Source organism: Trichococcus flocculiformis (assembly GCF_963662535.1).
Taxonomy (GTDB): domain Bacteria; phylum Bacillota; class Bacilli; order Lactobacillales; family Aerococcaceae; genus Trichococcus; species Trichococcus flocculiformis.
The window spans coordinates 2,408,215-2,424,493 of record NZ_OY759718.1; the positions used below are offsets into that span (position 1 = coordinate 2,408,215).

Below are 16,279 nucleotides of genomic sequence, written 5' to 3' on the forward strand. Positions count from 1 at the left end.
GTTTTCGCGAAAAATCAGGTAAGCTTAAAATTTTTATTCCAATCAAAGAGATTCCAAACGAGCAAAAATCCACTCAATTATATCTTGTGTCACTTCCCCTTTATTCGTCTCGTTCAGGAGTTCATGACGGGCACCCTCATATAGTTTATAGCTCACGTCCTGAAGGCCAACCTGTTGGTAAGCCCTGCATGTCTGGACGATGCCTTTTCCGCCCTTTCCCCCGACTGGATCGGCGGTGCCGGAAATGAAGTGCAGCGGCAGGTCTTTCGGTATTGATTGGATATTCGCGGCATCGTTCATGGCCAGCAAACCGCAGAAGAAATCATGGAAATAACCGGCCGAACCGATCTTTCCGCGTAACGGATCCTTCAGAAATTTATCCACTTCTGCCTCGTCCCGACTGAGCCAGTCCAAATCCGTCCGGGCGGGTTTGAAACCCCGGTTGAAGTTTTGGAAGACCAGTTTATCCAGCAACAGACTTGGATGAGCACGACCATTCCTTTTGATTTCCGACGCTGCCACGACGGTGCCGAGCTTCAGCAATCCATTCGAAAAGACACCGGAACCGGACAGAACTGCGCCAACAAGGTCGTCCCCGTACAGCTGGATGTAGCGTCTCGTCAACATAGAGCCCATGCTGTGACCAAACAGGAACAGCGGAATGCCGGGATTTTCTGATTGGATGTTTTCAGTCAGCGCGCGCATATCCGCGACGACCTTGTCGAATCCAGCCTCATCCGTAAAGCAGATCGCTTCGCCGGCATTCCCGTTCGTTTTGCCATGGCCACGATGATCGTTTCCGTAGACGACAATCCCCGCTTCCGCCAGTTTGCGTGCAAAAACATCATAGCGTCCGATATGTTCTGCGTAACCATGCGCAATCTGAACGGCCGCTTTCGGTTTCTGCTGGTCTTCGGGAGACCATTTCATCGCGAAGATTTCCTTGCCATCACTTGATTTGAAAGTGAATGATACTACCGTCATGAGTGGACCCCTCTTCTGGTATCAGGTTATACCTATGGTTCATAAGCCTGGATACCGCTATACTTTTCTCCAATTTAACGAGACCGGTTCAAAATGTCAAGCACCACAACAGTAGGTAACGAATCGCTGTTATTGGCTCAATCCTTCATGAATCTTTTCTACATTCCATTTCATCATATCGTAATAGCTGTCGCCGTCTTCCCCTTCTTCCGCAACGGAATCCGTGAACAGATTGCTGTAAACGGGAAGATCCACCTCATTTGCTAATCGTTCCATGCTTCGGGGATCTACGCTTGTCTCCACAAAGAGAACCGGAACTTCAGAATCCCGGACTTTTTCAATGATTTGCTTCATCTGATCAGGCGTGCCTTGACTCTCGGTATTGATTTCCCAAATATAGGCGGCTTGCAGTCCGTAAGCTTGGGAGAAATATTTGAAAGCTCCTTCGCTGGTCACCAACAGTTTCTTTTGCTCAGGGATATCCGCGAATTCTTTTTTCGCTTTGCTGTCCAGTTCCGTCAAGTCGGCAATGTAAGCATCCGCGTTTTTTTCATAAGCTGTTTTATTTTCAGGATCTTTCTCGCTCATGACGCGCGTGATTTCGGTGATGTACCGGATGCCATTTGAAATATCCAGCCAGGCATGCGGATCTTGTTGCGAACTGTTTCCCGACAAATACAGCGGTTCGACATTTTTACTGACAACGAAGTAATCCTCATCTTCCGCCTTACCAGCAGTTTCCATCAATTTGTCAAACCAGCCATTGCCGGTTTCCAAATTCAATCCGTTGTAGAACACGACATCGGCTTCGCTGGCTTTTCGAATGTCTTCCGGCAAGGGTTCGTATTCGTGCGGATCGGTCCCGACAGGCACGATACTGTGCGCATCGATCAAATCCCCTCCAACTTTTTCTACCATGTCGCCAATAATGGAATTGGTGGAGACAACTTTAAGCTTAGTTTCTGCTACATCCGTACTTCCTTTATCATCATCCGGGGAATTTCCGCAACCTCCCAAAGCACCTACAAAAAGCACTGCAGCAAGCAGAAATAGTTTATTCTTCATATCGTAAATTCTCCTTTCTTAATTGACCGATAAGGCCTTTTTTCGGTGCAAATATAAATGCCACAATGAAAAATACAGCTGCTGCCATGACGATCGTCGCCCCGGACGGCAAGTTGTAACTGTAGCTGAAGTAAAGCCCCACGATCGAACTGAGCGTTCCAAATACTGTCGAGAGGACAATCATAACGAGCAATTTATCGGTCAGTTGGTAGGCTGTCGCAGCTGGGGTGATCAGCATTGCGATCACCAGAATCGTCCCGACTGTCTGCAGCGAAGTCACCGCCACAAGTGTCAGCAAAAACATCAAGCCATAGTTGATGGCACTGATGTTCCAACCGTATGATTTTGCAATCGTCGGCGCAAAGGAAGTCAGTTTGAGTTGTTTATAGAATAGCGGAACTGCTATCAAGACGATGACAAGCACAGCGGCTGTCAAAAACATATCCGAATCCCGAACTGCCAGCACATTCCCGAAGAGGATGTGATACAAATCCGTGGAACTTCTGGCAAAGGAAATCAAGATGATCCCTAGAGCAAAAAAGGCGCTGAAGACGATTCCGATCGCCGTATCGTTTTTCAAACGACTGTGTTTCGTGACAAAACCAATGAGAGCGGCCGACGCCATCCCAAAAATCGTGGCCCCGATGATATAGCTGCTCCCCAGCATGTAAGAAAGCGCCACTCCCGGCAATACTGCGTGCGAGATGGCATCCCCCATCAAAGACATCCCTCGCAAGATGATGAAGGAACCGATGATTCCGGCAGATATCCCGACCATGACGGAAGTAATCAAAGCGTTCTGCAGGAATTGGAAATCCAAGAGTCCTTGAATGAATTCATTTAACATTTGTTCCACCTCCTAGACTGATCATTTCGGAAATCGCTTCCCCATAAGCCCTTCCCATATTATTGGCAGTAAATACCTCGGAAACTGTACCAAAGGCAACCACTTCTTTATTGATCAGGACAATATCATCAAAATACGACTGTACTTTATGCAAATCATGATGCACGATCACGATTGATTTGCCTTCATCGCGAAGTTGTTTCAACAGCTCAATGATGATTTTCTCACTGGTGGCATCAATCCCGGCAAAAGGTTCGTCAAGCAATAACCATTCCGCTTCCTGTGCCAACGCTCGCGCAATGAACACGCGCTGCAGCTGTCCACCGGATAATTCACTGATGTGCCGATCTTTAAAAGCTGCCATACCGACTTTCTCTAAAGCCTTCAATGCCAAATCCTTTTCTTTTTGTTTTGGTCTCTGGAAAAAACCTAATTTGGCGTAGGTGCCAAATAGCACGGTTCCGAAAACATCTATCGGAAATGAGAGGTCGATTTCTTGTCTTTGTTCGACATAAGCTATCTTGTTTATCATGTCTTTCAGCGGTTTGCCGTAAAGACTTACGGCTCCAGTATTTAACGGCGTCAAGCCCATGATCCCTTTCAATAAGGTTGATTTCCCGGCTCCATTAGGTCCTACAATCCCTGTTAATTTGTTCGGCTCAAACGCAAGCGTTGCATTCTTGATTGCAGATTGCCCTTGATAGGCTATGTTCATATTCTGGATTATTAAATTTTCCATGATGTGTTGTTCCTTTCTCGTTTTTATATTTTCTGGGAACCGAATTTGTATCGCGCCCGACTATGCATACGGTTTAATTAAACATATTATTAGGCATGCCTAATTTTTTATTTAAGTTTAACTTATTACAGGTAAATGAGCAAGTATTTCACATTTTCCGCATACCTGTTCTTAAGCTCCTTTCGTATGAATGCAAAAAAATCACCTTTTTAGGTCATATACATGAATGGAGTTCATTCATGTTACAACTTAAAAAGATGATTTATAATTTATTACACCATACAGCCCGTTAAATGAATATTTTCAGGGTTCTATATGTGAAAGTTTATTCCCACTCGATGGTCGATGGTGGCTTGCTCGTAATATCGTACACTATGCGGTTAACGTGCTTCACTTCATTTACGATGCGTCGGGAAATTTTGTCCAGAACATCGTAAGGGATGCGTGCCCAGTCGGACGTCATGCCATCGATGGATGTCACGGCGCGGATACCGATTGTGTAGTCATACGTACGGCCATCGCCCATTACGCCTACGCTGCGGAAGCCTGGCAGGACTGTAAAATATTGCCATACATCGCGGTCCAAACCAGCATTCGCGATTTCTTCGCGCAGGATGTAGTCAGATTCGCGGACGATTTCTAATTTTTCTTCGGTGATTTCGCCGATGACGCGGATACCCAAACCAGGGCCTGGGAAAGGTTGGCGCCAAACGATGCTGTCAGGCATGCCAAGCTGTGTTCCCAATTCGCGGACTTCATCTTTGAACAATGTGTTCAATGGTTCGATCAATTTGAATTGCATATCTTCAGGCAGTCCGCCTACGTTGTGGTGGGACTTGATTGTTTGGGCAGTCTCGGTTCCACTTTCGATCACGTCTGTGTAAAGCGTTCCTTGCGCCAAGAAGTCGATGCCTTGCAATTTCGTCGCTTCATCGTCGAAGACGTAAACGAATTCGTTACCGATGATTTTACGTTTTTGTTCCGGATCGCTGACGCCTGCCAGTTTGTCCATGAAACGTTTTTTCGCATCAACGCGGATGATGTTCAAGCCGAATTTGCCTACAAGGCTTTCCATAACTTGATCGCCTTCGCCTTTGCGCAACAAGCCGTGGTCAACAAAAATACAAGTCAATTGCGAGCCGATTGCTTTGTGCAGCAATACGCCGACTACGCTTGAATCAACCCCGCCGGAAAGTCCCAACAAAACTTTTTTGTCGCCGACAGTTTCTCTGATTTTTTTTGTTTCGATTTCGATGAAGTTGGCGATCGACCAGTCTCCTGAGCAACCGCAGACTCCGAAGGCGAAGTTCTTCAACATTTCGTTTCCGTGTACAGAGTGCTGTACTTCCGGGTGAAATTGAACGCCATAGAATTTTTCTGCTGCATTAGCGAAAGCTGCGACCGGACAAGTGTCGTTTTTGGCAATCACTTTGAATCCGGCAGGGATTTCCGTGATTTTGTCACCATGACTCATCCAGACAGACTCGATATCTGCAAGGCCTTTGAACATCGGCGAATCCAAATCAAGGATTTGGATGTCGGAACGTCCGTATTCTCTTTCATCGGCAGGAATGACTTTTCCACCGAAATGATCGGTCATCAGTTGCATGCCGTAGCAAATGCCCAATACCGGAATGCCCATGTCGAAAATGGCCGGATCGACTTTAAAAGCATCTTCTTCATAGACGCTGTTCGGGCCGCCAGAGAAAATGACCCCTTTGACGTTCCCCATCGCTTTGATATCCTCAGCAGTTGTCCGGTGTGAAACCAATTCTGAGAATACGCCGAATTCACGGATGCGTCGGGTAATCAATTGGTTGTATTGACTGCCGAAATCCAGTACGACGATTTTTTCCAACTCGGTAAATTGCTCTATCATCTAATAATCTCTCCAATTTCCTTAATATTTTTTTATGTACAATTCATCAATAAAGTGATTTGTCGTTTTGTGAATCACTAAATTTGCCCGTGTGATTGTGGGATAGATATACTCCCGAAGATTCTTGAGGTTGACTCTTTTCCAGACGCCTCTGGCCATCTCGATTGCGTCTTCCCTTTTGCCGATCGCATAGTTGTAATAATAATTGTCCGGCTGATCGATCGCCAGGTCCATCAGCATTTCGAAACGTTCGATGTACCATTTTTCGATCATTTCTTCTTCAGCATCCACATAAATGGAGAAGTCAAAGAAGTCACTGACATAAATCTGTTGATTGCTGGGCAGCTGCAGCACGTTGATCCCTTCCACAATCAGGATGTCCGGATGATTCACTTCTTCATACTCACCAGCAACAATGTCATAAATACGGTGGGAATAGACTGGAAACCGGACATTCGGCTTGCCTGTCTTCACATCCAACAGGAATTGCACCAAATTCTCCATATCGTAGCTTTCCGGAAATCCTTTGCGATCCATGATGTTGCGTTCCCTCAGTATCCGGTTCGGATACAGAAAACCGTCTGTTGTCATCAATTCGACAGCTTTTGTGGGATAAGCTCGCTTCAAAAGGTTCTGCAGAACACGCGCTGTCGTGCTTTTACCGACTGCAACGCTGCCCGTTACGCCGATAATAAGCGGGGACGGTTCATAGGATCTGCCAAGAAATCTGCTTTTATCCCGCTGAAGATTCCGGTACTGTTGCAAGTAAATATCGAACATATGCACCAATGGCACATAGACATCCTTAACATCTTCCAATGAGAGCCTATCATTCAATGATGTCAATTCCTTCAGTTCCTCTTCCGTGATTGTCGGAATGGAATCTTGATGAAAAGTTTGCCATTCTTCACGATGGATTTCGTAGTAATTTCTATCTTCTATCATAGCTTTTCCCTTCTGGAAATAATCAAACTTTTGGTAATTGTATCATACTTTTCTGAAAATTTAACCCCCATCAAATACGAACATTTATTTTTAATCGAAACCTAATCTTTGTATTCTGCAAAGCGATAGCTTTTTAAGTTTCCATAAAATCCCGAATAATTGATTTACTTTATAATTTTGCTCCGATACAATGAAAACGATGATAGAAAATAGCGAAAAATATGTGCTGAATTTGTCGTTATTACACATGCGGCACCTTCACAAATCCAAAAGTTTCGACTAAATAATGGCGATTTGCCAAATTCATGTACAGCAAGCATAATAGAAGACGCGTAAGAATCAGTAAAGGACGATACTCTATGACAAATACACGTTGCTCAACCGGCACATCGCACGGCAAAATTATCCTGATGGGTGAACACGCTGTCGTACACGGAGAGCCTTCCATCGCACTACCCTTTCCGGCAGTCGAAATGACCGCGACCGTATGCGAAGCGAAAGGTCCCTTGACCATTGATTGTTCCTATTATAACGGCATCGCTGCAGAAATGCCTGAAATCCTGGAAAGCATGCGGACAGCTATCCACTCGGCATTGGCCGAACTGCAGGTTTCGGATGAAAACCTAGCGATTTCGCTCGCGAGCACCATCCCGGCTGAAAGAGGCATGGGTTCCAGCGCTGCCGTGTCAGTGGCCTTGACCCGCGCCCTTTTCGCCTACTTCGATAAGCCGTTGGATGAAGCGACCCTGCTCCGGCTCGTCAATATATCCGAAAAAGTCGCACACGGAAACCCCAGCGGTCTGGATGCCGCCACGGCAAGCGGCGACGCACCGCTCTTTTACATAAAAGGTCAGCCTTTCGAAGCTTTCCCTCTGAACCTGAAGGCTTATTTGATAGTCGGCGATACCGGTGTGACCGGCCAAACAAAGGAAGCAGTATCCAGCATCGCAGCGAAACTGAATGGAAAAAATCCGCAACCATACCGGGACGCCATCTCCCGGTTGGGTACTTTTGCTCTAACAGCAAAATCCGCGATCGAAGCAAATGATCCGTCACAATTGGGGGAATTGATGAACCAGGCTCATGCAGTCTTGTCTTTTCTGGACGTATCCAGCCCTGATCTGGACAGACTCGTTTCAGCAGCCAGATTTGCAGGAGCGTTAGGCGCCAAATTAACTGGCGGCGGCCGCGGCGGTTGCATGATCGCTTTGGCCAGAACCCGCTCCGAAGCGGAAAAAATTGAAGAAGCTATCCGTCAAGCCGGTGCGATCCGGACTTGGATCTATCAAATGGGAGGAACTGAAGATGTCTAATCAAGCTTATGTCCGAGCGCATACTAACATCGCGTTGATCAAATATTGGGGAAAGCGGGACGAAATCGATTTTTTGCCTATGAACAGCAGCCTTTCCATGACCTTGGACAAACTATACACGGATACGATGGTTGTCTTCGATGATTCGTTCGCGCAGGATTCCTTCTATCTGAACGGCGAGAAACAAGGCGAAAAAGAAACCAAAAAAATCTCCAAATTCCTTGATCTGTTCCGTGAAGAAAAAAAGACAGCCATGCGTGCGCGCGTAGAGAGCATCAACCATGTCCCTACCGCAGCCGGCTTGGCATCCTCCGCGTCCGCCTTCGCTGCTTTGGCAGGAGCTGCCAACTTAGCTTTGGGACTTGATCTGGATCCCCAACCCCTCTCGACTTTCGCAAGACGCGGCAGCGGCAGTGCGACCCGCAGCATCTACGGCGGTTTTGTGGAATGGGACATGGGGACTTGTTCCGACGATTCCTTCGCAGTCCCGGTCGACGATGCCAGCTGGGATATCGGCATGGTCATTGTGGCGGTCAACCAGAAAGCGAAAGAAGTCTCCAGCCGCATCGGCATGAAACGTACGGTCGAAACTTCTCCCTTCTATCCGGCTTGGGTCGAATCGGCGAAAAAAGATATCCAGGACATCAAAGCAGCCATCGCTGCGAAAGATTTCATCCGCTTAGGCGAAATCACCGAAGCGAACGGCATGAAAATGCATGGAACCATGTTGGGGGCAGAACCGCCATTTTCCTATTGGGAACCTGATAGCATCGTCGCCATCAAGACAGCACAAACTTTGCGCAAACAAGGCATCCCTTGCTATGTCACGATGGATGCCGGTCCGAATGTGAAAGTGCTGTGCCGCCTTTCGCAAGCCGAAACGATAAAACAAGCGTTGCTGGAACATTTCACAGAAGATAAATTGATCATCACCAAGCCCGGCAAAGGCATCCGGGAATTGACTGCAGCCGAACGCGCTGTCTACAATTGGAACGACTAACAGAAACAGAGAGGGTTGAATTCATGACTGTAACAGAAGCAAGTGCTCCGGGTAAATTGTTCATTGCCGGAGAATATGCGGTAGTGACGCCGGGCCACCCATCGATTTTGGTCGCTTTGGATCAGTTCATTACGGTTTCTTTGGAGGAAGCCGATACGACCGGGACGATCAGGTCGGCACAATACGGCGGGTTGCCGATACCTTGGACCCGTGAAGAAGACCAGTTGGTCATCGACCAGCGCGAAAATCCGTTCCTCTACATTACCGAGGCGGTCAAGGTGACGGAACGCTTCATCAAAGAATCCGGGATTCCGTTATCTTACTTCCATCTCTCTGTGAAGAGCGAATTGGACAACGCCAGTGGTAAAAAATACGGACTTGGATCGAGCGGCGCAGTGACGGTCGCGACCATCAAAGCATTGCTGAAATTTTATGCGATCGACCCGGAATTCGAATTGGTCTACAAGCTGGCATCCTTGGCGCATTTGTCCGTCAAGAGTAACGGTTCCTTCGGCGACATCGCGGCAAGTACCTACGGCGGCTGGATTGCCTACGCTTGTTTCGACAGGGAATGGGTAATGGAAAAGGCAACCGAGCTGACGTTAACCGAGTTGTTGAAGACAGAATGGCCGCAGTTGATGATCCGGCCATTGACACCACCAGCCAATCTGCGGTTGGTGATCGGCTGGACCGGCTCGCCGGCTTCCACAACCCACCTTGTCGATCGCGTCAACGATGTCCGCGGCGGCATTGACGATTTTTACAAAACATTCCTGGGTGCCAGTAAAACGTGCGTGAACGCTATGATCGCAGCTTTCGAACAGGGCGATCTGCAGGCGATTCAGGCAGGCATCCGGGAGAACCGCCTGCTGCTGAAGCAGTTGACTGCGCACACCGGCGTCGTCATTGAGACACCCCCATTGACGCAATTATGCGATTTGGCCGAGAAAAACCTGGGTGCGGCAAAATCATCCGGTGCCGGTGGCGGTGACTGCGGTATCGTCATCATCGACAGACAATCGGGCATCATCCCTTTGATTTCGGAATGGGAAAAAGTCGGAATCATGAACTTGCCGCTGCATGTATTCAAGTACGTACGCGCCGCTGCACCCATCGAATGGAAAGGAGCATCCGAATGACGCTTGATTCAAACAGAAAAGACCAGCACGTCGATCTGGCCGAAAAACAATATCAACCAGCCGATCTTTCCGATTTCGGGAAGATGCGCTTCGTTCATCACTCTATGCCCAATCTGAAAGTGGCGGATATCTCCCTTCAGACCGAGATGGCCGGTATGAGCCTGGCTGCGCCCTTCTACATCAACGGCATGACCGGCGGCAGCGAACGGACAAAACAGATCAATGCCGATCTGGCCGCGGTCGCAAAAATGACCGGCTTGGCGATGGCTTCCGGGTCCGTCAGCGCAGCCTTGAAGGATCCCAGCGTAAGCGACAGCTTTTCGGTCATCCGCAAGGTAAATCCGAACGGACAGATATTCGCGAATATCGGCGCCCACCATTCGCTCGAAAATGCCAAGCGCGCCGTCGATATTCTGGAAGCCGATGCTTTGCAGATCCACATCAATGCACCGCAGGAAATGATCATGCCGGAAGGCGACCGCGATTTCACGATGTGGCTGCGCCAGATCGAGGAAATCAGCGCCCATGTCGGTGTCCCCGTCATCGTGAAGGAAGTCGGTTTCGGTATGAGCCGGGAAACGATCGGACAGCTGATTGACGTTGGTGTCCATACCATTGATGTCTCCGGCAAAGGCGGCACGAACTTTGCAGCGATTGAAAACGCAAGACGTACAGCGATTACCTATGACGATTTGGAAAATTGGGGCCAGTCGACTGTTATTTCGTTGCTGGAAGCCTCTTCGCATCGAGGGAAAGCGGAATTTCTCGCATCCGGCGGCATCAAAACACCGTTGGATATCGTCAAAGCGCTGAGCTTGGGTGCAAAAGCAGCTGGACTTTCCGGTCAGTTCCTGCATATGGTACTGAGCGAAGGTCCGGAGAAGACTGCCGAAACGATCGAAGCTTGGAAGCAACAGATCACGACAGTGATGGCCATGCTGGGCAAAACGTCGGTTGCCGATCTGGCTCGGACAGACCTTATTTTCCAACGGGATATCCTAGACTGGTGCGACATGCGCGGGATCGACTACCGACAGTACGCCAATCGTTCAGTGCAACAATAATTGAAAATAAAAGAAACGCGCCAGTGACCGGTAGAAAGATACCGTTCACTGGCGCGTTTTTATTTTATTTGTATAGCCGATTTTCTGGACAGAATCCTTATAATGTCAGGTGTTACGTAAGCATTGGGGAACGTTAAGTCGACAGTTTGACCACCCGTCAGGTGTACGACCTGCATTTCAGTTCTGAAACCCGACAGATGGCACTTCTGTCGGGCGTACGCCCGGGATGGGTTTCCAAACTATCGAGAGATTCCGCATCTGTCGACAAAATGATTACCAGAAATCACAAAAAACCCGACTGATAAGGCCCATCCGCAGTTGGATGAGCCTTTCCCCTAAACAATTATTATTCAGCCAATTCCACAAACACCGCATCGGCCTTGGTTTCTTCCGGAATCGTCAAGCCCAGTTCGTCGACTTTAGCCTGGTTGATGTAAACGGAATTCTCTTTGACCAGTTGGACCGGATAAGTCGCCGGATCCGCGCCTTTCAGGATGTCGATCGCGATTTGGCCGATTTGCGTACCCATGCCGTATTGGCTAGGTGCAAAGGTTGCAACGCCGCCATCTTTCACCATCGTGTCAGCTGCTGGGAAAACCGGGATACCGAACGCATCGGCCGCGTCCACCAAGGTCGCCATTCCACTCGCGATAACATTATCATTCGGTACATAGATCGCGTCCACTTCTTTGGCCAGACTTTCCGCCGCTTGGGCGATATCGTTCGTGGTAGTGATCGTTCTCGTGACGACCTCGAAGCCTAAGTCCGCTGCCGCTTGCTCGGCGCGCTGGCCGGAGATGATCGCATTGTCTTCGGCGGTCGTGTACATGACGCCGATCGTTGTGGCATCCGGCAGGAATTGCTTGATCAATGCCATCTGTTCGTTGGATGGTGTCCGGTTAGACAGCCCCGTTGCATTGCTGCCGGGAACTTCCAACGATTCAACCAATCCGGCGCCGACCGGATCCTGTACTGCGCCAAGGATCACCGGAATCTCATCTGATGCGTTCTTCAATGCTTGCGCGGCAGGTGTCGCAACACCGATCATGATATCCGCGTCATGGCTGACGAAGCTTTCGGCGATCGATTTCATGTTCGCTTGATCGCCTTGCGCATTCTGGAAATCGATGGTGGCATTCTCGCCGTCGACATAGCCGGCAGCCGCCAACTCATCCAGGATGCCTTCCGTAATCTGATCCAAGGCTGGATGCGTCGTCAGCTGCAGGATGCCGATATAGACCTGTTCCTGTTCGCTTTCATTTGTAGCCGCTGAAGAATCATTTTCCGACACTGTGTTTCCGCAAGCAGCCAACAACCCGATCGCCATTACCGAGCTCAATCGCAACATGTTTTTTATCCCATTTCTCATCATCAAAACTCCTCCATTTTTTGAAATTTGATTTTCCGCACATATCCCAATCTGGATCGGCAACGCATTGTTGGACACAAAAAAACCGCAGAGACCCTAATAGTCTTTGCGGTGTTGGTTTCCTGAATCAGTAAAAGAAGGAAAAATCCGCATAGACGCTAATCCAGACTGAATCTGAGGTTGCATCTATGGACAGCCCTGTCACACGATCAACCTACACTATGCGGCTTTGCCAGCTTATTCCGTTCGTTGCTGTAACACGCGTGATCGTTTGCATTGCGACTGCCTCCTTTTCCCTTGGGTATACACTTATCATAATCAACAAACAAAAGTATGTCAACATAATAATGAGAAAACGATGGCGAATACATTAAAAATAAACAATGAAAAATCAGAGTACCCACACCATCAGGCTGATGCCCACGATGCCGACGATGACGGAAAGGATCATATTTTTCGAATAATAAGCCACCACCGCAGTCACAAGCGACGGCAACAGCTTGGCATTATCCAATATATTCAAGGAAACATTTCCCTCCCAGAAAAAGATATCCGAAGCGATCAATGCCGAAAAGATGGAAACCGGCAGAAAGCTCATCCATTTCTGGAACCAGATCGGAATCCGCGCGTTCTTCAAAGCAACGATAGGGAGCCATCTGGGCAAAAAAGTCACCAATCCGCCACCCAAAATGAGCCACAATGTTTGGTCATCCACGCAAAATCCCCTCCTTATCGTCTTTTTTGTTCTGCAGATAGAGCCCGAACCCAGAAGCCAATATCGAAGTCAGGACGATGGCGATGTTATGGCGCAGCAAGTTCATCAGCACGACCGCCGTGATGCCGGAAAATACCGCCGTCCAGAACACGATACGGTTCTCGATTTGGGAAATGAGCAGAAAGATGAACATCGCAATCAGGATGTAGTTCATCACAACCGGCGACAAAGCGATGCTCTTTCCGGCCATCGCGCCTATTCCCGTGCTAATAATCCAAGTTGAATAGGCCGTCACATTCGCGGCCATTGCTTTCGTCGGATTCCACATGCCATCGGTTTTGAAATACAACGTGTTGACGGCGAACGATTCATCAGTGATCGTCTGCGCAAAGAATATGCTGAAAGCCGTGCTCTTCTCGCGGATCCGGTGAGCCAGGCTGGAACTCATCAACAAGTGCCTCAGATTGATGAAAAAGATCATGATCACCATTTCCAGTAGCCCTGCCCCCGCCACAGTCATCGAAGCGATCATGAACTGGGAAGCGCCCCCGTAGATGATCAGGCTCATCAGCATGACCGCCAGCCAATGATAGCCGGCTTGCTGCAGCAAAACTCCGCAAGCCAGGCCCATCGGAATGTAGCCGAAACAAACCGGATAGATGGCTCTCATGCCAGCCAGCCATTCTTTTTTCGACATATTGTCCCTCCTCTAATCAAAAATTCATGTTATGTTTCATTTTATCACATGATGAAGCAATATTCGGCGTGATTCTGCACATTTTCAGAAAATCGTCATTTCCTTTTACAGAATACACCGCATCCTTTAAAATGGAGGAAATATACTATTTTGAAAGGGGGGAATTACGGTGTACACAATCAGCACATTGGAAATCACATTGCGCTTGCTTGCGGCGGTCTTTGTCGGCGGCGTCATCGGCTATGAACGCGAAGAGAACCGCCAAGCTGCAGGTCTGCGGACGAACATCATCGTGTCCGTGTCCGCCTGCCTCATCACTTTGATCCAGCTCGAAATTGGTTATTACAGCCTGAACTTGGCTATCGCCAATCCGGATATCGCGTCCAGCATCACCGTCGACTTCACCCGCATCATCGCCCAGATTGTCAGCGGAATCGGGTTTCTCGGCGCCGGAACGATCCTCATCACCAAACGGGATACGGTTACCGGCCTTACTTCAGCGGCAACCATCTGGACGGTCGCGGGACTCGGGATTGCTGTCGGAATGGGCTACTATTTTCTTTCTGTCATAGGCTGTCTGATACTGTATATAGTCCTGCACATCATCAAGAAAATCAGGACTTCCATAGTTGGGCTGCATGTGGAGGTCCATTACCGGCACCAGGATTTGAAAAAAGTGATTGAATTGTTCCTTTCCGAAAACAATATTGAGACTTCGGACATGAAGTTTCTGATTGAGAATCCGGAGTCCGAGCACCCGAACTACATCGTCATCTATGGGATTGATTTGCCGCATTACTACAAGAAGAAGGATCTGGTGAATGATCTGTTGAATATGAGTAAAGACATCACAAACGTGACTTTCGACCAATAGTGAATGGCAAATATCATCCGGCATCTCAGCCGGAACAGCAAAAGAAGCAACCGGAGCGCGAGTTTCGGTTGCTTCTTTTCATTTATGTTGAAACTTTTTATGGAACTGCCCTGCTCCGGTTAACGCAGGTTTCGCCGGATTTCACCCCACATTCTGCTTGTGTCCTCCGGTGGGGCAGGCTTTGTCGAAGCTGAAGCTGAACATTACCAACTAATTCCGGCGGATGGCCCGTTCACCGGAGCTGGACACGGTCACAGGCGCCCTCCTCCGTCCAGAAGGCCATCCCTTGTTTTGGGACAGCCCTCTCATCAGTCTGTGATGATGCCGTGGATCAAAGTGATTTCTTTTCTTTCGGAGCCGATGGAATAAGCTTCCTGAATCAGCTTTTCGGCCGGGCCAAAATCTGCTTTATTGGCGAACATTCTGACGATTGCTTCACCTTTTTGGACCGGATCGCCGACTTTCTTCAGGATCTTCAACCCGGCTGCCAGATCGATCATGCTTTCTTTCGTGGCACGCCCTGCGCCCAGCAGCATCGCTGCCACGCCGATACCATCCGCAACAATCTCCGTCACATATCCGGATGCTTCGGCCAAAACATCCTGCTGGCGCGAGGCTTGCGGCATCAAGGAATAATCATCCACTACTGCCGGATTCCCTCCTTGAGAGGCGACAAAAACTTTGAATTTCTCCAACGCTTTGCCGTTGCGGAGGTTCTCGGTTACCAATTCGCGGGCTTCAGCCAAATCAGCCGATTTTCCGCCCAGATAGACCATCTGGCTTCCCAATTCGATGCAGAGCGCCTCCAAATCTTTCGGCCCGTTGCCCTTCAATGTTTCGATAGCCACTTCGACTTCCAAGGCGTTCCCGACCGCTACACCCAGCGGCTGGCTCATGTCGGAAATGATCGCCATCGTTTTGCGACCGGCCAAATTGCCGATTTTGACCATGGCGTGGGCAAGTGCCTTAGCATCTTCTTCCGTCTTCATGAACGCGCCGGCTCCCGTTTTCACATCCAGCACAATCGCATCCGCCCCGGCTGCGATTTTTTTGCACATGATCGAACTTGCAATCAGCGGTAACGAGTTAACGGTTCCGGTCACATCCCGGAGCGCATACAATTTCTTGTCCGCTGGGCAAAGATTGCCGGATTGTCCGATAACGGCGACCTTATTTTCATTCACGATGGCAGCAAATTCCTTTTCATCAATTTCAATGTGGAAACCGGGGATCGATTCCAGTTTATCCAGCGTTCCACCTGTATGCCCGAGTCCGCGTCCGCTCATTTTCGCTACCGGCACACCGCAACTGGCCACCAATGGAGCCAAAACCAGCGTCGTCGTATCGCCGACACCGCCCGTTGAATGCTTATCGACTTTGATGCCTTCAATAGCGGAAAGATCGATCTGGTCTCCGGATTCAGCCATAGCCATCGTCAATTCCATCCGTTCCTCATCCGTCATATCCTGAAAAAAGACAGCCATCGCCCATGCGCTCATCTGATAATCAGGGATCGATCCATCTGTGTAGCCAGCGATGATGAAACGGATTTCTTCTTTCGTCAAGGCTTTGCCTTCTTGTTTCTTGATAATTAAATCTACCATTCTCATAGACTTTTCCTCCATCTGAATCTGACTTTTCGAATATCA

15 protein-coding genes are annotated in these 16,279 nt (G+C 48.7%); 5 read left to right on the plus strand and 10 right to left on the minus strand.

From position 1 onward, the window contains the following. Positions 1 to 42: 42 nt before the first annotated feature. The 6 genes from ACKPCD_RS11470 to coaA all read right to left on the minus strand — a co-directional run bounded on the left by ACKPCD_RS11470 (position 43) and on the right by coaA (position 6,459). Positions 43 to 984, minus strand: coding sequence for an alpha/beta hydrolase (locus ACKPCD_RS11470; protein WP_321433275.1), 942 nt, complete (start codon positions 982 to 984; stop codon positions 43 to 45). A 129-nt stretch (positions 985 to 1,113) separates the two neighbouring features. Beyond that, entirely contained in the window at positions 1,114 to 2,049 is a 936-nt protein-coding gene (locus ACKPCD_RS11475) for an Mn/Fe ABC transporter substrate-binding lipoprotein EfaA (RefSeq protein ID WP_321433276.1), read from the minus strand. Next, positions 2,039 to 2,896 carry a metal ABC transporter permease gene (locus ACKPCD_RS11480; protein WP_321433277.1) on the minus strand — a complete coding sequence of 286 codons (858 nt, stop codon included), beginning with the start codon at positions 2,894 to 2,896 and terminating at the stop codon, positions 2,039 to 2,041. Before ACKPCD_RS11480 ends, ACKPCD_RS11475 begins: the two co-directional genes overlap by 11 nt. Beyond that, positions 2,886 to 3,635, minus strand: coding sequence for a metal ABC transporter ATP-binding protein (locus tag ACKPCD_RS11485; RefSeq protein ID WP_086989018.1), 750 nt, complete (start codon positions 3,633 to 3,635; stop codon positions 2,886 to 2,888). The genes ACKPCD_RS11480 and ACKPCD_RS11485 overlap by 11 nt, the downstream gene beginning before the upstream one ends. Before the next feature lie 325 nt (positions 3,636 to 3,960). Continuing rightward, positions 3,961 to 5,514, minus strand: a complete 1,554-nt coding sequence (gene guaA, locus ACKPCD_RS11490; RefSeq protein WP_086989017.1) for a glutamine-hydrolyzing GMP synthase — start codon at positions 5,512 to 5,514, stop codon at positions 3,961 to 3,963. Positions 5,515 to 5,535: 21 nt separating this feature from the next. Further along, positions 5,536 to 6,459: a type I pantothenate kinase gene (coaA, locus tag ACKPCD_RS11495; RefSeq protein ID WP_068558478.1), complete on the minus strand. Its 924-nt coding sequence runs from the start codon at positions 6,457 to 6,459 to the stop codon at positions 5,536 to 5,538. 359 nt (positions 6,460 to 6,818) lie between these two features. Here coaA and mvk point away from each other — a divergent pair, with 359 nt between their 5' ends. From mvk to fni, 4 genes are read left to right on the plus strand one after another with little or no spacing between them, the layout of a single operon-like run. Beyond that, positions 6,819 to 7,772 (plus strand): mevalonate kinase, encoded by a 954-nt coding sequence (gene mvk, locus ACKPCD_RS11500; RefSeq protein ID WP_321433278.1) that lies wholly within the window; start codon positions 6,819 to 6,821, stop codon positions 7,770 to 7,772. Beyond that, entirely contained in the window at positions 7,765 to 8,772 is a 1,008-nt protein-coding gene (gene mvaD / locus ACKPCD_RS11505) for a diphosphomevalonate decarboxylase (RefSeq protein WP_321433279.1), read from the plus strand. The genes mvk and mvaD overlap by 8 nt, the downstream gene beginning before the upstream one ends. Positions 8,773 to 8,795: 23 nt before the next feature. Next, positions 8,796 to 9,911: a phosphomevalonate kinase gene (locus tag ACKPCD_RS11510; protein ID WP_321433280.1), complete on the plus strand. Its 1,116-nt coding sequence runs from the start codon at positions 8,796 to 8,798 to the stop codon at positions 9,909 to 9,911. Continuing rightward, positions 9,908 to 10,975: a type 2 isopentenyl-diphosphate Delta-isomerase gene (gene fni, locus ACKPCD_RS11515; RefSeq protein ID WP_086989013.1), complete on the plus strand. Its 1,068-nt coding sequence runs from the start codon at positions 9,908 to 9,910 to the stop codon at positions 10,973 to 10,975. Before ACKPCD_RS11510 ends, fni begins: the two co-directional genes overlap by 4 nt. A gap of 346 nt (positions 10,976 to 11,321) precedes the next feature. On the opposite strand, the gene trpX is transcribed toward fni, so the two are convergent. From trpX to ACKPCD_RS11530, 3 genes are all read right to left on the minus strand, one after another. Beyond that, entirely contained in the window at positions 11,322 to 12,344 is a 1,023-nt protein-coding gene (gene trpX / locus ACKPCD_RS11520) for a tryptophan ABC transporter substrate-binding protein (RefSeq protein ID WP_321433281.1), read from the minus strand. A gap of 391 nt (positions 12,345 to 12,735) precedes the next feature. Continuing rightward, the gene (locus ACKPCD_RS11525) at positions 12,736 to 13,059 is read right to left on the minus strand and encodes a branched-chain amino acid transport AzlD family protein (RefSeq protein WP_086989011.1); all 324 of its coding nucleotides are present in this window, start codon (positions 13,057 to 13,059) and stop codon (positions 12,736 to 12,738) included. Next, positions 13,052 to 13,756, minus strand: a complete 705-nt coding sequence (locus ACKPCD_RS11530) for an AzlC family ABC transporter permease (protein WP_276648039.1) — start codon at positions 13,754 to 13,756, stop codon at positions 13,052 to 13,054. Before ACKPCD_RS11530 ends, ACKPCD_RS11525 begins: the two co-directional genes overlap by 8 nt. 169 nt (positions 13,757 to 13,925) lie before the next feature. On the opposite strand from ACKPCD_RS11530, the gene ACKPCD_RS11535 reads away from it, so the two are divergent. Then, on the plus strand, positions 13,926 to 14,630 hold the full coding sequence (locus tag ACKPCD_RS11535) for an MgtC/SapB family protein (protein WP_321433282.1): 705 nt from the start codon (positions 13,926 to 13,928) through the stop codon (positions 14,628 to 14,630). A 308-nt stretch (positions 14,631 to 14,938) separates the two neighbouring features. On the opposite strand, the gene ACKPCD_RS11540 is transcribed toward ACKPCD_RS11535, so the two are convergent. Beyond that, entirely contained in the window at positions 14,939 to 16,240 is a 1,302-nt protein-coding gene (locus ACKPCD_RS11540) for a pyrimidine-nucleoside phosphorylase (RefSeq protein ID WP_321433283.1), read from the minus strand. Positions 16,241 to 16,279 lie beyond the last annotated feature (39 nt).

Excerpts from the sequence above, each read along its gene's own strand:
- ACKPCD_RS11470 (WP_321433275.1), bottom strand. The coding sequence starts at position 984 with ATGACGGTAGTATCATTCACTTTCAAATCAAGTGATGGCAAGGAAATC.
- ACKPCD_RS11475 (WP_321433276.1), bottom strand. The coding sequence starts at position 2,049 with ATGAAGAATAAACTATTTCTGCTTGCTGCAGTGCTTTTTGTAGGTGCT.
- ACKPCD_RS11480 (WP_321433277.1), bottom strand. The coding sequence starts at position 2,896 with ATGTTAAATGAATTCATTCAAGGACTCTTGGATTTCCAATTCCTGCAG.
- ACKPCD_RS11485 (WP_086989018.1), bottom strand. The coding sequence starts at position 3,635 with ATGGAAAATTTAATAATCCAGAATATGAACATAGCCTATCAAGGGCAA.
- guaA (WP_086989017.1), bottom strand. The coding sequence starts at position 5,514 with ATGATAGAGCAATTTACCGAGTTGGAAAAAATCGTCGTACTGGATTTC.
- coaA (WP_068558478.1), bottom strand. The coding sequence starts at position 6,459 with ATGATAGAAGATAGAAATTACTACGAAATCCATCGTGAAGAATGGCAA.
- mvk (WP_321433278.1), top strand. The coding sequence starts at position 6,819 with ATGACAAATACACGTTGCTCAACCGGCACATCGCACGGCAAAATTATC.
- mvaD (WP_321433279.1), top strand. The coding sequence starts at position 7,765 with ATGTCTAATCAAGCTTATGTCCGAGCGCATACTAACATCGCGTTGATC.
- ACKPCD_RS11510 (WP_321433280.1), top strand. The coding sequence starts at position 8,796 with ATGACTGTAACAGAAGCAAGTGCTCCGGGTAAATTGTTCATTGCCGGA.
- fni (WP_086989013.1), top strand. The coding sequence starts at position 9,908 with ATGACGCTTGATTCAAACAGAAAAGACCAGCACGTCGATCTGGCCGAA.
- trpX (WP_321433281.1), bottom strand. The coding sequence starts at position 12,344 with ATGAGAAATGGGATAAAAAACATGTTGCGATTGAGCTCGGTAATGGCG.
- ACKPCD_RS11530 (WP_276648039.1), bottom strand. The coding sequence starts at position 13,756 with ATGTCGAAAAAAGAATGGCTGGCTGGCATGAGAGCCATCTATCCGGTT.
- ACKPCD_RS11540 (WP_321433283.1), bottom strand. The coding sequence starts at position 16,240 with ATGAGAATGGTAGATTTAATTATCAAGAAACAAGAAGGCAAAGCCTTG.